This is a genomic window from Vibrio salilacus, from assembly GCF_002811245.1.
In the GTDB taxonomy this organism is placed as follows: domain Bacteria; phylum Pseudomonadota; class Gammaproteobacteria; order Enterobacterales; family Vibrionaceae; genus Vibrio; species Vibrio salilacus.
Map to the genome: position 1 here is coordinate 104,277 of NZ_NIVQ01000010.1, position 15,322 is coordinate 119,598.

The 15,322-nt window shown below is 46.7% G+C and carries 12 protein-coding genes and 1 pseudogene; 10 read left to right on the forward strand and 3 right to left on the reverse strand.

The window, feature by feature from the left end:
* The first annotated feature begins 7 nt into the window (after window positions 1–7).
* Together fliR and flhB are read left to right on the forward strand one after the other, a co-directional pair.
* Window positions 8–790, forward strand: a complete 783-nt coding sequence (fliR, locus tag CDZ87_RS09320; RefSeq protein ID WP_100753303.1) for a flagellar biosynthetic protein FliR — start codon at window positions 8–10, stop codon at window positions 788–790.
* 8 nt (window positions 791–798) lie between these two features.
* Window positions 799–1,929, forward strand: a complete 1,131-nt coding sequence (flhB, locus tag CDZ87_RS09325) for a flagellar biosynthesis protein FlhB (protein WP_100753304.1) — start codon at window positions 799–801, stop codon at window positions 1,927–1,929.
* 24 nt (window positions 1,930–1,953) lie between these two features.
* Here the strand turns inward: flhB and smrB are convergent, their stop codons facing one another.
* On the reverse strand, window positions 1,954–2,484 hold the full coding sequence (smrB, locus tag CDZ87_RS09330; RefSeq protein WP_100753305.1) for an endonuclease SmrB: 531 nt from the start codon (window positions 2,482–2,484) through the stop codon (window positions 1,954–1,956).
* Window positions 2,485–2,547: 63 nt separating this feature from the next.
* On the opposite strand from smrB, the gene prmB reads away from it, so the two are divergent.
* On the forward strand, window positions 2,548–3,480 hold the full coding sequence (gene prmB / locus CDZ87_RS09335) for a 50S ribosomal protein L3 N(5)-glutamine methyltransferase (RefSeq protein WP_100753306.1): 933 nt from the start codon (window positions 2,548–2,550) through the stop codon (window positions 3,478–3,480).
* Between the two features lie 190 nt (window positions 3,481–3,670).
* Window positions 3,671–4,756, forward strand: coding sequence for a chorismate synthase (aroC, locus tag CDZ87_RS09340; RefSeq protein ID WP_100753307.1), 1,086 nt, complete (start codon window positions 3,671–3,673; stop codon window positions 4,754–4,756).
* Window positions 4,757–4,809: 53 nt separating this feature from the next.
* Here the strand turns inward: aroC and CDZ87_RS17020 are convergent.
* Window positions 4,810–4,947, reverse strand: a pseudogene (locus CDZ87_RS17020) (trimeric intracellular cation channel family protein); the annotation flags it as partial.
* Between the two features lie 169 nt (window positions 4,948–5,116).
* Here CDZ87_RS17020 and CDZ87_RS09350 point away from each other — a divergent pair.
* Complete coding sequence (locus tag CDZ87_RS09350) at window positions 5,117–5,647, forward strand: elongation factor P hydroxylase (protein ID WP_100753309.1); 531 nt, start codon at window positions 5,117–5,119, stop codon at window positions 5,645–5,647.
* 170 nt (window positions 5,648–5,817) lie between these two features.
* The gene (locus CDZ87_RS09355; protein WP_100753310.1) at window positions 5,818–6,081 is read left to right on the forward strand and encodes a YfcL family protein; all 264 of its coding nucleotides are present in this window, start codon (window positions 5,818–5,820) and stop codon (window positions 6,079–6,081) included.
* 59 nt (window positions 6,082–6,140) lie between these two features.
* Here CDZ87_RS09355 and mnmC read toward each other — a convergent pair whose 3' ends face one another.
* On the reverse strand, window positions 6,141–8,156 hold the full coding sequence (mnmC, locus tag CDZ87_RS09360) for a bifunctional tRNA (5-methylaminomethyl-2-thiouridine)(34)-methyltransferase MnmC2/FAD-dependent 5-carboxymethylaminomethyl-2-thiouridine(34) oxidoreductase MnmC1 (protein WP_100753311.1): 2,016 nt from the start codon (window positions 8,154–8,156) through the stop codon (window positions 6,141–6,143).
* Window positions 8,157–8,284: 128 nt separating this feature from the next.
* On the opposite strand from mnmC, the gene fabB reads away from it, so the two are divergent.
* The 4 genes from fabB to CDZ87_RS09380 all read left to right on the forward strand — a co-directional run.
* Window positions 8,285–9,496, forward strand: a complete 1,212-nt coding sequence (gene fabB, locus CDZ87_RS09365) for a beta-ketoacyl-ACP synthase I (protein WP_100753312.1) — start codon at window positions 8,285–8,287, stop codon at window positions 9,494–9,496.
* A 251-nt stretch (window positions 9,497–9,747) separates the two neighbouring features.
* The gene (locus CDZ87_RS09370; RefSeq protein WP_100753313.1) at window positions 9,748–10,881 is read left to right on the forward strand and encodes a 4-phosphoerythronate dehydrogenase; all 1,134 of its coding nucleotides are present in this window, start codon (window positions 9,748–9,750) and stop codon (window positions 10,879–10,881) included.
* Window positions 10,878–11,891 carry an aspartate-semialdehyde dehydrogenase gene (locus CDZ87_RS09375; RefSeq protein ID WP_100753314.1) on the forward strand — a complete coding sequence of 338 codons (1,014 nt, stop codon included), beginning with the start codon at window positions 10,878–10,880 and terminating at the stop codon, window positions 11,889–11,891. The genes CDZ87_RS09370 and CDZ87_RS09375 overlap by 4 nt, the downstream gene beginning before the upstream one ends.
* A gap of 204 nt (window positions 11,892–12,095) precedes the next feature.
* Window positions 12,096–15,322: FimV/HubP family polar landmark protein (locus tag CDZ87_RS09380; RefSeq protein WP_281251964.1), on the forward strand; the 3,227-nt coding region annotated here is incomplete at its 3' end.

Genomic DNA, 15,322 nt, shown 5'->3' on the forward strand with positions numbered 1-15,322 from the left:
TCTTATTATGGAGTATCCTGCCAGTGTAGTACTCGACTGGATAGCCAACTATTTTTGGCCTTACACTCGTATAGCTGCGATGTTGATGGTGATGTCAGTAACAGGAGCGCGTTTTGTTTCAACGCGGGTACGGCTCTACCTTGGTCTCGCTATTACCCTTGCGGTTATGCCTGCTATTCCAGCAGTTCCTGATACGATAGAATTACTCTCTTTTACCGGTTTTATGACTTTGCTTGAGCAAATCATCATTGGCGTTGCGATGGGGACAGTGACCCAGTTTATGATTCAAACCTTTGTTATTTTAGGGCAGATACTTGGTATGCAAGCCAGCTTGGGTTTTGCCTCTATGGTCGACCCGGCTAATGGTCAGAACACGCCATTGCTCGGCCAACTGTTTATGTTCTTGGCGACGATGTTTTTTCTTGCCACCGACGGCCATCTAAAAATGATCATGTTGGTAGTGATGAGTTTCAAATCGCTACCGATCGGTTCGGGCTCGCTAACAACCGTTGATTTTCGCGAGTTAGCGCTTTGGCTTGGAATCATGTTTAAAGTTGCGCTCAGCATGTCTTTATCTGGCATTATTGCATTATTGACTATTAATCTCTCGTTCGGTGTTATGACTCGTGCTGCGCCGCAGTTAAATATTTTCTCGCTCGGTTTCGCATTTGCACTTATCGTTGGCTTATTGATTTGTTGGTATATCATTAGCGGACTATATGGTCATTATGAGCTGCTGTGGCTACAAGGTGAGCAACAGATTTGCCGCTTAATCAGGCTTAACTGTTAGGAGGGCCAATGTCAGAATCCGATGGTCAAGAACGCACCGAAGACGCAACGCCCAAGCGCTTGCAACAAGCTCGTGAAAAAGGGCAGGTTGCAAGGTCTAAGGAACTCGCGTCGGTGTCGGTATTAGTGGTTGGTTCTATTGCTTTAATGTGGCTTGGTGAGGGACTAGCGCGCGCACTTTTTTCGTCCATGGGGCGACTATTTAGTCTATCACGCGAGGAAATTTTTGATCAGGTTAAGTTGTATGATATTGCTCTAGGCTCGTTAGGGAGCTTACTGTTACCGTTGCTTCTGATTCTGATTACTTTGTTTGTTGCGGCGCTGGTTGGGGCGGCGGGGGTTGGGGGTATAAGCTTTTCAGCCGAGGCAGCCATGCCTAAATGGTCAAAGATGAATCCACTTAGTGGTCTTAAACGTATGCTAGGACTACAAAGTTGGGTAGAACTACTCAAATCGATCCTTAAAGTTGCCTTAGTCTCTGGCATGGCGTTCTATTTGATAAATGCTGCTAAAGAAGATCTGTTTCAGCTCAGCATGGATGTCTACCCACAAAACATTTTTCATGCCCTTGATATTTTGCTCGATTTCATTTTATTGATTAGTTGTACCTTGTTGATTGTTGCGGCCATCGATATTCCATTTCAGATCTGGCAACACGCGGATCAGTTAAAAATGACCAAACAAGAGCTCAAAGACGAATACAAAGAGACCGAAGGTAAGCCTGAAGTCAAAGGGCGTATCCGTATGTTGCAGCGTGAAGCTGCGCAGCGCCGGATGATGGCGGAAGTCCCACAAGCTGACGTTGTTGTGACCAACCCAGAGCACTTTTCGGTTGCCCTTCGTTATAAGCAAGACAGTGATCGTGCGCCGATTGTGGTCGCCAAAGGTACGGATCATATGGCACTTAAAATCCGTGAAGTTGCTCGTGAGCACGATATCTACATCGTTCCGGCGCCACCATTAGCTCGAGCGCTATACCACTCAACTGAACTCGAACAAGAGATTCCAGATGGTCTCTTTACTGCCGTCGCACAGATTCTTGCCTATGTTTTCCAGCTTAAGCAATATCGCAAGCGCGGTGGACAACGGCCAAATCTGAAAACGTCAGAGCTACCGATTCCGCCAGATTTTCGCCGTTAGATTATAACCTGTCTGGTTGGTGCTTTATTTGTCTGGAATAGACAGTAAGACCAATAAAGCACCGTTGCCACCATATTCTAACGGCGCTTGGTGAAAGGCCATTACATCAGGGTGTTGGGCCAGCCATAGTGGCGCTTTTTGCTTAAGAATATGTTTACCAATGCCGTGCTGTACGCAAGCACAACTGACTTCGTTTTTAATGCAGTAAGCGATCATTGCCCCGAGTTCACGCTTGGCTTCTTGCTGAGTCATGCCGTGCATATCTAAAAACACATCAGGAATATAAACACCGCGACGTAGGCGTTTGACTTCATAATGAGAGACACCGTCACGCGCATAACGTGTTGGCCCATCTTGGCTGAGCAATGGCACAAACTCATCAGAAAAATAGAACTCTGTATCGCTTGCTTCACGGGCGTCGCGGCGAATTTCTTTTTGCTTACTGTTTCTTTTTGGTTGTCGGACTATGGTATCCTGTGCCAACTTTTTAACGCCTTGTACTGCATCCCTAAACAGGGCGAAGTCATCATTCATCTCGGTGTCTTTTTTGCTCATGGGATTATTGATTAATATCGAACAATATAATAAGCAGTATTGTAGCGCTTTTCGGAGGCAATTTTGGATAAGATTTTTGTAGAAGAAGCAGTTTCAGAACTTCACACGCTTCAAGATATGATTCGTTGGACCGTGAGCCGTTTCAACGCCGCGAACCTTTTTTACGGCCATGGTACGGATAACTCTTGGGATGAAGCCATTCAACTGGTACTGCCAACGCTATACCTTCCAATCGATGTGCCTCCACATGTATTGAATTCTCGTCTGACAACCAGCGAGCGTATGCGTATTGTTGAGCGCGTTGTTAAGCGTATTAATGATCGCACTCCCGTCGCTTACTTGACCAACCGCGCTTGGTTTTGCGGTCTTGAGTTTTTTGTCGATGAACGTGTTTTGGTGCCACGTTCACCGATTGGTGAAATGATTCAAGCCGAATTTCAACCTTGGCTAGTCGAAGAACCGACACGAATTATGGATCTTTGTACCGGTAGTGGCTGTATTGCGATTGCTTGTGCTTACGCGTTCCCTGAGGCGGAAGTCGATGCGATTGATATCTCTACCGACGCACTGCAAGTTGCCGAGCAAAATGTTCAAGACCACGGAATGGAACAGCAAGTTTTCCCTATTCGTTCAGATCTGTTCCGTGATCTACCTAAAGAGAAATACAACCTGATCGTATCGAACCCACCTTATGTGGATCAAGAAGATATGAACAGTTTGCCCGACGAGTTCACTCATGAACCTGAACTCGGTTTGGCGGCAGGTACGGATGGTCTGAAACTGGTACGCCGTATTTTAGCCAATGCCCCTGATTATCTGACTGACAACGGTATTCTAATTTGTGAAGTGGGCAACTCTATGGTGCATATGATAGAGCAGTACCCACAGATTCCATTTACTTGGATTGAGTTTGAAAATGGCGGGCATGGCGTATTCATGTTGACCCGAGAGCAGCTGATTGAATATAAAAATGAGTTCTCTTTGTACATAGACTAGGGTCTCTCAATGTATAGATAATCGCCAAGCCCGACTCGACGTTGGGCTTGGCTTTTTTATGCGAGTAAAATGGTGTTTAGGGGTTTACATCAAACCGCAATAAAGCGACTATGAATTTACCAATAATTGAAGTGTAAAGCTCTGTATACATGTTATAGGTATGCATGAGCGAACAAAGTTTGAGGAAGTAATGGCAGGAAACAGTATCGGACAACATTTTCGGGTGACGACATTCGGAGAAAGTCATGGTATCGCACTAGGATGTATTGTCGACGGATGTCCTCCGGGTCTTGAAATCACCGCTGAAGATATTCAAATCGATCTTGATCGCCGTCGTCCGGGTACTTCTCGTTATACCACTGCGCGTCGCGAACCCGATGAGGTAAAAATTCTCTCAGGGGTATTCGAAGGGAAAACCACCGGAACTTCTATTGGATTGTTGATTGAAAATACCGATCAACGTTCAAAAGATTACTCAGAAATAAAAGATAAATTCCGTCCAGGTCATGCTGACTACACCTATCACCAGAAGTATGGTGTCCGTGATTATCGAGGTGGAGGCCGCTCTTCTGCTCGTGAAACGGCGATGCGTGTTGCGGCGGGGTCGATTGCTAAGAAATATCTCAAGCAAGAGTTTGGTGTTGAAATACGCGCTTATTTGTCACAAATGGGCGACGTAGCGATTGATAAAGTCGATTGGAATGAAATCGAGAACAACCCGTTTTTCTGTCCAGATGTCGACAAAGTGGATGCCTTTGATCAACTGATTCGTGACTTGAAAAAACAAGGTGATTCAGTTGGCGCTAAACTGCAAGTGGTGGCGACTCAAGTACCTGTCGGCTTAGGTGAGCCTGTATTCGATCGCCTGGATGCCGACATTGCTCATGCATTGATGAGTATTAACGCCGTTAAAGGCGTTGAAATTGGCGATGGGTTTGATGTTGTGAGCCAAAAAGGTAGCCAACATCGTGATGAGCTGACACCAGATGGTTTCGCTAGCAATCACGCTGGTGGTATTTTGGGTGGCATTTCAACCGGCCAAGACATTGTGGCTAACATTGCGTTAAAACCGACATCCAGTATCACAGTGCCAGGTGACACCATTACTCGACAAGGTGAGCCAACTCAATTGATCACAAAAGGTCGCCATGATCCCTGTGTCGGTATTCGTGCGGTGCCAATTGCAGAAGCGATGCTGGCTATTGTTGTGCTCGATCATTTGTTGCGTCATCGCGGTCAAAATCATGGCGTGACAACAGAAACACCGCACATTTAATCGTAATCGGTGATGTAAAATCAAACGGCTTCCCATCGTAAGCCGTTTTGTATTCAGTGGACGGAACTTTCTGCCTCTAACTGGAACGAAGGAAGTTGCCATTTGAAGCGCACGGCGGACATGCGTAGTAGATCGCCGAAAGTTAGTGTTGAAACCGTCGCGGTTACATCGTTGATACCTAGTTCTAGCAAAGCTGAGCCCCGACGAGGCAAGTGTGACCTGTGACGAATGAGATGTTGAGGAGACGAAAACGTTTGTTGGATAATAATATCTAATGTCAATACAGACTGTATGAATTTGCAAATGAGAGTAAAAATGCGAGAATGCCGAGCGCGATATTTCACTCTCAACGAATTGACCATGATCCACGCATATCAAGATTTAATTGGTATTTTTAATCATACCTTCTATTCGGACTACAATACCAAGTTAGAGCTTGGTGCTGATGAGCCTATTTATCTGCCGGCTGATGACAACGTCGACCATCATCGAATTATTTTTGCTCGTGGATTTTACGCTTCGGCGTTACATGAGATCAGTCATTGGTGTGTTGCCGGGCCCGAGCGCCGTTTATTGGAAGATTTTGGCTATTGGTATCAGCCAGATGGCCGTACCGAAGTCGTTCAAGCGCAATTTGAACAGGTTGAGGTGCGACCTCAAGCGTATGAGTGGATTTTATCCATGAGTGCGGGCTTTGCGTTTACGGTCAGTTGCGACAATCTCAATGGAGATTTTGAACCGGATCGTTTGGCCTTTATGACTAAGGTTCATCAAGAAGTTGGCACTATTTTAGCAAAGGGACTTCCTCTCCGCGTTGCGATGTTATCGCAGGCATTAAGGGAATATTATCAAACACCTGAGCTCGAATACTCAATGTTTGAAGTTAAGTAAAACAACAAAACTGGTTACAGTTACGCACAATACGCACGTTTATTATCTTGATGAATGACTTTGTATGATATGCATCTACCCCTTGTTGTTACAGGGTTTGCGTTGCTTTTCTCGATGTGAGAAGCTTGGCTTTCTTTTTGAGATGCAAACTGATTAGGCACTAACGCAACATGATTATTGAATTTGAAGAACAGCTACTTGAACTAATTGATGCACGGATTGAAGCCGCATCGGATGATGAGTTATTTGCAGGTGGCTATTTACGTGGTCATATCTCTCTTTCTGCTGCCGCATGTGAAGAAGAAGGCGTCAATGATATTGAACAGTTTAAAGCGCGTATTCAGCACAGCTTAGATGTCGCTCGTTCGGAGCTAACGCCTGCCGATCGCACCATCGTCAATGATTTATGGTTAGAGTTAGTCAATAACGTCTAAGAACAAACAGCGTTATCGCAAAGAAAAGGGTTGCTTCGGCAACCCTTTTTTCGATTTGGTTATTGAGTGATCGCTTTGCCTTTGCGCAGTTTACGTACCCACATTCTACTTGGGTGTAGGGTTTCTAAAACATCGGTCGGCAGCGGCAGCGGGTCATTGCAAATCTGCGATGCCAATAACTCTGCTGCGAGCGGAGCAGAGCTTAAACCCCGAGAGCCTAACCCTAGCAAGCAAAACAGGTTCGGATAGCTAGGCACTTGCTCAGCGTCTTCGGCGCGAGTCTTCTGCAGCGATTGATAGACCACTTTTGTTTTGGCCAAGTCGCCAACACTGCCGATGAAAGGCAGATGATCGCGACTGACACAGCGTACTCCTTGGCGTGATTGATTCGTCGAAGTATCGACTTGCTTTGGCCATGCTTGGTTGGCAACACAGCGACGAAGTCTGTCACCATTTTCTTGTTGAGCATTGGCATCAAAATGATTATCGATGTTGTTCCTGTCGTAGCTCGCACCGATGCAGTGATGCTGGTTATTTGGGTTGACTGGCGTCATATAGCCATCGTAACACAGTACCGTTTTGAGCTTTTCGAGCTCGCTAGTGGTCTGAATATGGCTGACTTGGCCTTTTACTTGCCCCAGCGGAACATCAGCACACTGAGCGAGTTCGGCGAACTGATGACCATTGGCAACAATGACCGCATCATGGACAAAGGTGTCATTGGCGCTATGCAGCGTCCAGTGTTTTTCACTTTCATTCCAGCTAAGGCGTTCAATCTTAGTCGAAAATTTGGCGCTAAACCCTTCATGTTCACTCAATGTCGAGATTAACCCTTGAGTTAACTGAGCAGGACAGATCCAGCCGCCAAGCGGGTAGTGGACACTGGCCATATCAAGCGGTAATCCAATGACGTTACTGGTTTGCTGGGCATCCAAACGATGAATTAACTGCGGGTCAAAATTGCCTTTCAGCATTCTGTCGAGTTTAGTTTGTGCGTCTTGATTCCACATCAGTTGGGTCACGCCACACCAATCATGATCGAACTCGACGTGCTGTGCGATTTGATCGGCAAACTGACGAGCAAACAAAAACGCCGGAGCGAATAGGCGTGATATGCCGCTATTTTCGCTGTTGAGTAATGGATACACTGCGCCTTGACGATTACCCGATGCCCCTTGGGCTGCTTGTTCATCTTGGCAGTATAGCGTGACTTTCTTTTGGCGATTTCGCAGCGCTTTGGCCAGTGCGGCGCTGGCGATGCCGCCACCAATAATCGCGATCGATTCACTCGACTGACTCGCCGGGCGGTAGAACCATGGCACGATATTGCTGTAGGCTTGTTTATCATCGAGTGAGCCAGCAATCATCTCGCGTTTGGTACCAAAGCCTTTGACCTTTTTCATACTAAAGCCTGCTTCTATCAGTCCTCGACGAACAAAGCCAGCAGCCGTGAAAGTGGCGCAAGTGCACTCTTGTTTGGCTAATTGAGCCATACCATTGAACAGATCTTGATTCCACATTTCAGGGTTTTTGCTTGGCGCGAAGCCATCTAAAAACCATGCATCGACGAAGCCCTGCTCAGTGACAGGCACCTTGGGCAGACAATCTTTAATGTCACCAAACCATAAATCTAAGGTAATGGCACCGTCTGCTAAAATAATCCGATGACACTCAGGGACGGCAATAGGGTAGTATTGCTGTAGTTTATCAGCATAGTCAGCCAACTCGGGCCACGCTTGATGCGCTTTGATCAAGTCCTCTTTACTCAGTGGGTACTTTTCAAAGCTCACGAAATGAAGCTCTTTTAGTGGCGCTTCGGGGTGTTGCTGCCTAAATTGATCAAACCATTGCCATGCAGCTAGGAAATTGAGACCGGTTCCAAACCCTGTTTCAGCGATGACAAAACGTCTATGGTCATAATGTTGCCACCTTTGTGGCAGATGATTTTGCTCAAGAAACACATAACGTGTCTCTTCGAGGCCGTTAACGTTAGAGAAATAAACGTCATCGAACTGGTCAGAAACAGGGGTACCTGCTTCATTCCAGCCTAGTTGGGCATTGGTTATCGAGGTCATAGTGTCGGATTTGTGTGTAAAGAAACGATATTATGATTGCAATTGTACGGATTTAAAGGAAAGCTGACCACTTTTCCCCGTTATCTTCGTTATCATCTAGCGGATTTTTGAATTATAGGAATGTCATAATGAAACGAGTCGTAATCACCGGTATGGGTATTGTTTCAAGTATCGGTAACAACGTCGAAGAAGTTTTAGCGTCTCTAAAAGCAGGTAAATCTGGTATTACTGCCTCTGAGCAGTTTAAAGAACACGGTCTTCGTTCACAGGTTTGGGGTGATCTAAAGATTAACCCAGCAGAGCACATTGACCGTAAACAGATGCGCTTTATGGGTGATGCGGCCGCTTATGCATACCTATCGATGCAGCAAGCGATTAAAGATGCAGGTCTGGCTGAAGACCAAGTTTCAAACGATCGCACAGGTATTGTTGCAGGCTCTGGTGGTGCATCAGCATTAAACCAAACCGTAGCAACTGATACGATGCGTGCGAAAGGGGTAAAACGTGTCGGTCCTTACATGGTGCCACGTACTATGTCTTCAACGGTCTCTGCGTGTCTGGCAACACCATTTAAAATTCGTGGCGTGAACTACTCAATGAGTTCAGCTTGTGCGACTTCTGCGCACTGTATCGGCCATGCGATGGAACTTATCCAATTGGGTAAACAAGACATCGTATTTGCAGGTGGTGGTGAAGAGCTTGATTGGTCTCAAACCATGATGTTTGATGCAATGGGCGCGCTATCAACCAAATACAACGAAACCCCAGAAAAAGCATCACGCACTTATGATGCGGCTCGTGACGGTTTTGTCATCTCTGGTGGTGGCGGTATGTTAGTGGTCGAAGAGCTTGAGCATGCGCTTGCCCGTGGTGCAAAAATTTACGGCGAAATCGTTGGCTATGGCGCAACGTCTGATGGCTACGACATGGTTGCTCCTTCAGGTGAAGGCGCGGTGCGTTGTATGAAGATGGCAATGCAAAATGTTGATGGCGTTGATTACGTGAACACTCACGGTACTTCAACACCTGTCGGTGATGTTAAAGAGCTTGGTGCGATTCAAGAAGTCTTTGGTGGTAACAGCCCGGCAATTTCTGCGACGAAAGCGATGACAGGTCACGCATTAGGTGCGGCCGGTGTTCACGAAGCAATTTACTCAACCCTCATGCTAGAGAACAACTTTGTTGCCCCAAGTATTAACGTTGAAAACCTCGACGAAGCGGCGCAAGGTCTTGATATTGTGACTGAAATGCGCGATGCCGAGTTAACGACTGTTATGTCAAACAGTTTTGGCTTTGGTGGCACAAACGCCACGCTTGTGATCAAAAAATACCAAGGCTAATGGATTATGCCGTGTTCAACGAACGCTGCAGTCCCGTTTTCCAGAGCTGATTGATCTTTAGTATTAAAGAACAATCAAACAGACGCAGACTTTAACTCCTGGAGAGCGGGTTAAGATCCTTTTGTTCTGGACTATTGCCCGGCGCTATGTCGGGCATTTTTCTAACTGCGCTGAGCAAGGCAGATTAGTCCTCGACACCCAGTGCGCTTTTCTGCACAATCAAACCAATTCAAACTCAAGCCGATATTGTGATGAAAATCCTGATAGATGAAAACATGCCGTATGCTGAGCAGCTTTTCAGCCAGCTCGGTGAGGTGATTTTAAAATCTGGTCGTACATTAACCGCCGATGACCTTATTGATGTTGATGCGTTAATGATTCGCTCAGTAACCAAAGTGAATGCGCAACTAATATCCAAAGCCAACAAACTCAAATTTGTTGGTACCGCGACAGCGGGTATGGATCATGTTGACCAAACTTTAATGGCGCAAAAAGGCATCTATTTCACCGCGGCCCCGGGCTGCAATAAGGTCGGTGTGGCTGAATACGTATTTAGCGTGATGATGGTGTTGGCGCAGCAGCATGGGTTTTCTGTATTTGATAAAACAGTGGGCATTATCGGCGCAGGTCAGGTGGGCAGTTATCTGCAAAAGTGTTTGCAAGGTATCGGCATTAAGGTGTTGATTAATGATCCACCTAAGCAAGCTCAAGGTGACAAACGAAGTTTTACTCCGCTGAATGAACTTCTTTCACAAGCGGATATTATTACTTTGCATACCCCAATCACGCAAGATGGTGAGTATCCAACCCATCACTTAGTGGACGAAAAGGTTCTGAATACGTTACGCGGTGACCAAATATTAATCAATGCGGCTCGTGGGCCGATTGTTGATAATCAGGCGTTAAAAGCTCGATTGGCGAAAAACGATGGCTTTACCGCCGCGCTCGATGTGTTTGAATTTGAACCAGAGGTTGATATGGAGCTGTTGCCTCTGCTAGCATTCGCCACCCCTCATGTTGCAGGCTATGGTCTCGAGGGTAAAGCGCGCGGGACGACGATGATATTTAATCATTACTGCGAGTTTTTAGATAAAGATTTATTTGCGCATGCCAGTAAGTTGCTACCAACTGCGCCGGTGCCACGTGTGGAACTGGATCGTAATTGGGATGAAGCAACACTGCATAATATCACGCAGCTTGTCTATGATGTGCGTAGAGACGACGCGCTGTTTCGTCGTGAAATCAGTAAGCCAGGCGCCTTTGACCTGATGCGAAAAAATTACTGGGATCGCCGTGAGTACAGCGCTGTCACAATAGTGGGTGATCATACATGTCGTTTGTCGCCACTAGAAAAACTAGGTTTTCAGATTGAGGTAAGTCAATGAGCCAACAATATAATGTTGCGATTTTAGGTGCGACAGGTGCAGTCGGTGAGACGATTTTAGAAGTGCTGAAAGAGCGCCAATTTCCTGTCGGTGAACTGTTCTTGCTTGCCAGTGAGCGCAGCGAAGGTAAGGCTTACCGTTTCAACGGTAAAACTATCCAAGTACAAAATGTTGAAGATTTCGATTGGTCGCAAGTACACATTGCGCTGTTCTCCGCCGGTGGTGAATTGTCAGCTAAATGGGCACCTATCGCGGCGGATGAAGGTGTAATCGTGATTGATAATACTTCACAATTTCGCTACGAATTTGACATTCCATTAGTGGTTCCGGAAGTGAACCCAGAAGCGATTGCCGAATTTCGTAACCGCAATATCATCGCCAACCCGAACTGCTCAACGATTCAAATGCTGGTGGCATTGAAACCAATTCATGATGCCGTGGGAATCGAGCGTATTAACGTCTCTACTTACCAATCTGTGTCTGGGGCGGGTAAAGCGGGTATTGATGAACTGGCGGGTCAAACGGCTAAGTTGCTCAATGGTATGCCGGCAGACACTGAACACTTCTCGCAACAGATCGCATTTAACTGTATTCCACAGATCGACCAATTCATGGAAAACGGCTACACCCGTGAAGAGATGAAAATGGTATGGGAAACGCAAAAAATCTTCAACGATCCTGGTATTACCGTTAACCCGACTTGTGTTCGCGTTCCGGTTTTCTACGGCCACGCTGAGGCCATTCATGTAGAAACCTGTGCACCAATCGATGCACAAGAAGTGACAACTCTTCTTGAGCAGACCGACGGAATACAAGTGTTCGAGAATGATGACTACCCGACCCAAGTGCGCGATGCTGGTGGTAAAGATAACGTGATGGTTGGACGCATTCGTAACGACATCAGCCATCACAGCGGTATTAACTTATGGGTGGTTGCAGACAACGTTCGCAAAGGTGCGGCAACCAACGCGGTTCAGATTGCCGAAATTCTTATTCGTGATTACTACTGATCTTAACGAATGATTTAGCCTGTCGAGCCTCGCCTTAAGTGTGAGGCTTTTTTAATCGAATTCATAAAAATTGTGTGAGATTAATGCGAATATGGCGTTGGACACACATTTTTTACCTCTACACCTATAGTTTTGATGGGTTTATCCGATATATTTAACAGATCATTGTATTTTTAATTAATTGAGCACATAGCTGAGCCTTATATGCGTCGACTTCTACAGCGTCTACTATTGCCTTTAGCAATAGTTGCCGTGACTCAAACATCTGTTGTTAATGCGGAGAGCATTCGTCTTAAAGGGCCGAATGGCGAAATCCAAACGGCTCCCCAATTCTCAGAGCCAGTTTTCCGCAATGCGCGTGCTACAGCAGAACCTTCTCGTTTCTACGGACCAACGACCGAACAAGAAACCTTATGGGCCATTGCGTCCAAGCTTCGACCTGCTAACTCAGTCACGGTTCAACAAACGCTTTATGCCATTTTTCAACTCAATCCTCAGGCGTTTGACAACCAAAATATTCATGAACTGATCCCACAAAGCAATTTACGAATTCCGTCGTTAGAGCAAGTGCGTGCCGTTTCAACCCAAGATGCTGTTAACGTCATGGCAGCTCACCAGGCGCGATTAGGAAAACAACCGCTTCAACCGACAACGCAAACTTTGGCGTCGACTGTCAAACCACAGCCTCAATCAGCGTTGTCTCCAAGCGATACGCCAGCGCCACAAAACATCACACCTCCCGTGGCTAATGATCTAAAAGCGCTCGTTGATAGTGAGAAAAAGCAACAAGTTCGAACGTTGGAAAACCAATTGGAGAGCTCTGAAAGTGAATTGATGGCACTTGAGGAGAAAAACCATAAATTACGTTTAATGTTGGCGGAAGTTCAGTCTGAAGTTGATGTGTTGAAAGACGACTTGAGTGACGAAGATCGTGTTCGCCGCGAAGTTGAGAAGCTTCTCGAAGAGGAACGTCGTCGTTTGGCTGAAGAGCAAAAACTCGCACCATCAGAACTGGATAAACTTTTCTCTAACACTTGGTTGTTGGCAGCATTAGCGATTATCCCCGGCCTGTTAATTGGCTTAATGGTGGTGATGTTGCTTGGTCGTCGCTCTAAAGAGACCACAGCACCTCAAGCTCCGCAAGAGCAAGCGCCTGTTCAGCCTGTTGTGCCAATGGCACCAGAAGCTCTTAATAACGATATTGATGATGACTTGTTGCTAGATGACGACCTGTTTGGTGAGTCAGATAAAGACAGTGAATTATTGTTTGGCGATGATAGCGAGTTAGATAACGGTGAATCCGATCAAGATGATGTCTTCGCTGGTTTAGATGATGATCTTGACTTTAATTTAGAGGACGAAGATGACGATGATCCATTTGCAGGCATTGGTGATGATGGTGAGTTGGATGAAGCGTTAGCTGATGGTGACCTGAGCTCAAATGGTATCAGCGTTAATGGTGAAGATAAAGCGCTCGGCCTTGAAGAGATGGAACGTGCGCTTGATGAAGTGGTTATCGATGATAACGACGAAGAAGAGGGCTTTGACCTTTCTGATGAAGGGGGCTTCTCTCAAGATGATTTCGACTCTTTGCTTGCTGGCGATGATGATGCGGAAGATCTTGGCAGTGATGAGTTGGATCAGTCGTTACTGGATGATTTGTTCAATCAAGCTCAAGACGATGGCGAAGACTCGTTCGATTTAAGTGATGACCCCAGTGAACCTATTGCCGAACCGGGTTTTGCTTCAGACAGCGATATAGATGACATTTTTGCCCAGATGGAAGCACAAGCTGATCTGGAAACGTTGGAAGCGAATGCGGTCGATGATACTGCACTACTGGATGAGCTGCTCGAGGAAGACGATATTGAGTTCAGCTCGGATAGCACCGAACTACTCGATGAACTTCTCGAAGAGAATAAAGTCGCGGATACGCCGTCTAGCCAGCCAGTCGATGATGTTTTTGATGAATTAATTGCTGCTGACGAGGAAATCGATGCGGACAGCACCGATCTGCTTGATGATGTAGTCGGTGATGAAGATGAGGATGAGTTCGATCTTGATGCTGAACTTGATGAGTTGCTTGCCGATAGTGTTGATGTTGAACCTGATATCTCGCTTGAACAGAGCACAGATCTACTCGAGGAGGTGGTTGAAACTGACCCTAAACAAGATTTAGGTGATGACGCAACGGACTTGTTTGAAGAACTGCTTGAAATTGAAAGTCAAAGCGATGAACCCGTTGCAGAGCAATCAGAGCAGGCAACACAAAACATTGAAGATAAAGACTTTGTTAGCGAAGACTTTATCGATGATATGTTGAGCGCGGCACCAGATGGTGACCCGCTGCTCGATGAACTTGATTTAGATGACTTACAAGACGAGACCTTTGAGCAAGAGGTTGCGCCGACACCGCAAGACTCAGATACTCAGCTTGCAGAGCCAGAGCCAGAGCCAGAGCCAGAGCCAGAGCCAGAGCCAGAGCCAGAGCCAGAGCCAGAGCCAGAGCCAGAGCCAGAGTCAGAGCCAGAGCCAGAGTCAGAAGATGAAGATGATGACTGGTTAAGTGCGGCGATCGATGAAGTTGAGAACCCTCAGAGCGATTCATTCGACAGTAAAGTCGATGAGCTGCCAGAGACCCCTGACGAGCAAATCTCGCAGGTGGATGAGGAGTTGGTGTCAGCGTCTTTGCCTGAGAGTGATGAGGCTGATGAGGATGATTGGCTCCAGTCAGCAATCGATGAAGTCGAAAACGGCTCCGCGGTTGATGAGCAGCCAGCTCAGGTTGAAGAGGCTGCGCAATCACCATTAGATCAGGCTCGCCCTGAATCTGGTGCGGAACAACCAACGATTGTTGAAGAAGATTTGCTTGCTCAACAAGAGCGACAAACCACACTAGAAGAGACTCCAGAGACTCCAGAGACTCCAGAGACTCCAGAGACTCCAGAGACTCCAGAGACTCCAGAAATCCCTGAAGTACCAGCCGTTGAACAGCCTCCAATGCCGGAGCCGATTGCCAATGAATTTGGTGTTCCTCAAGATGATGATTGGCTTGTTGATGATTTAGAGCAGAGCGAAGAAGACGCCCTAGCGGATGGCGAGCCTGCTGAACAAGCGCAAGCGCCGGTCGCTGAGCAAGACGAGCCGGTCGAACTTAATGATCTTGAGCTGCCAGAGTATGGCGAAGAAGACACCCTAGCGGATGGCGAGCCTGCTGAACAAGCGCAAGCGCCTGTGGCTGAGCAAGATGAGCCGGTAGAGCTTGAGTTGCCAGAATATAGCGAAGAGGACGAGCTCGCCGATGCCGAGCCTGCTGAACAAGCTGAAGCGCCGGTGGCTGAGCAAGACGAACCGGTAGAACTTGATGAGCTTGAGTTGCCAGAGTATGGCGAAGAAGACGCCCTAGCGGATGGCGAGCCTGCTGAACAAGC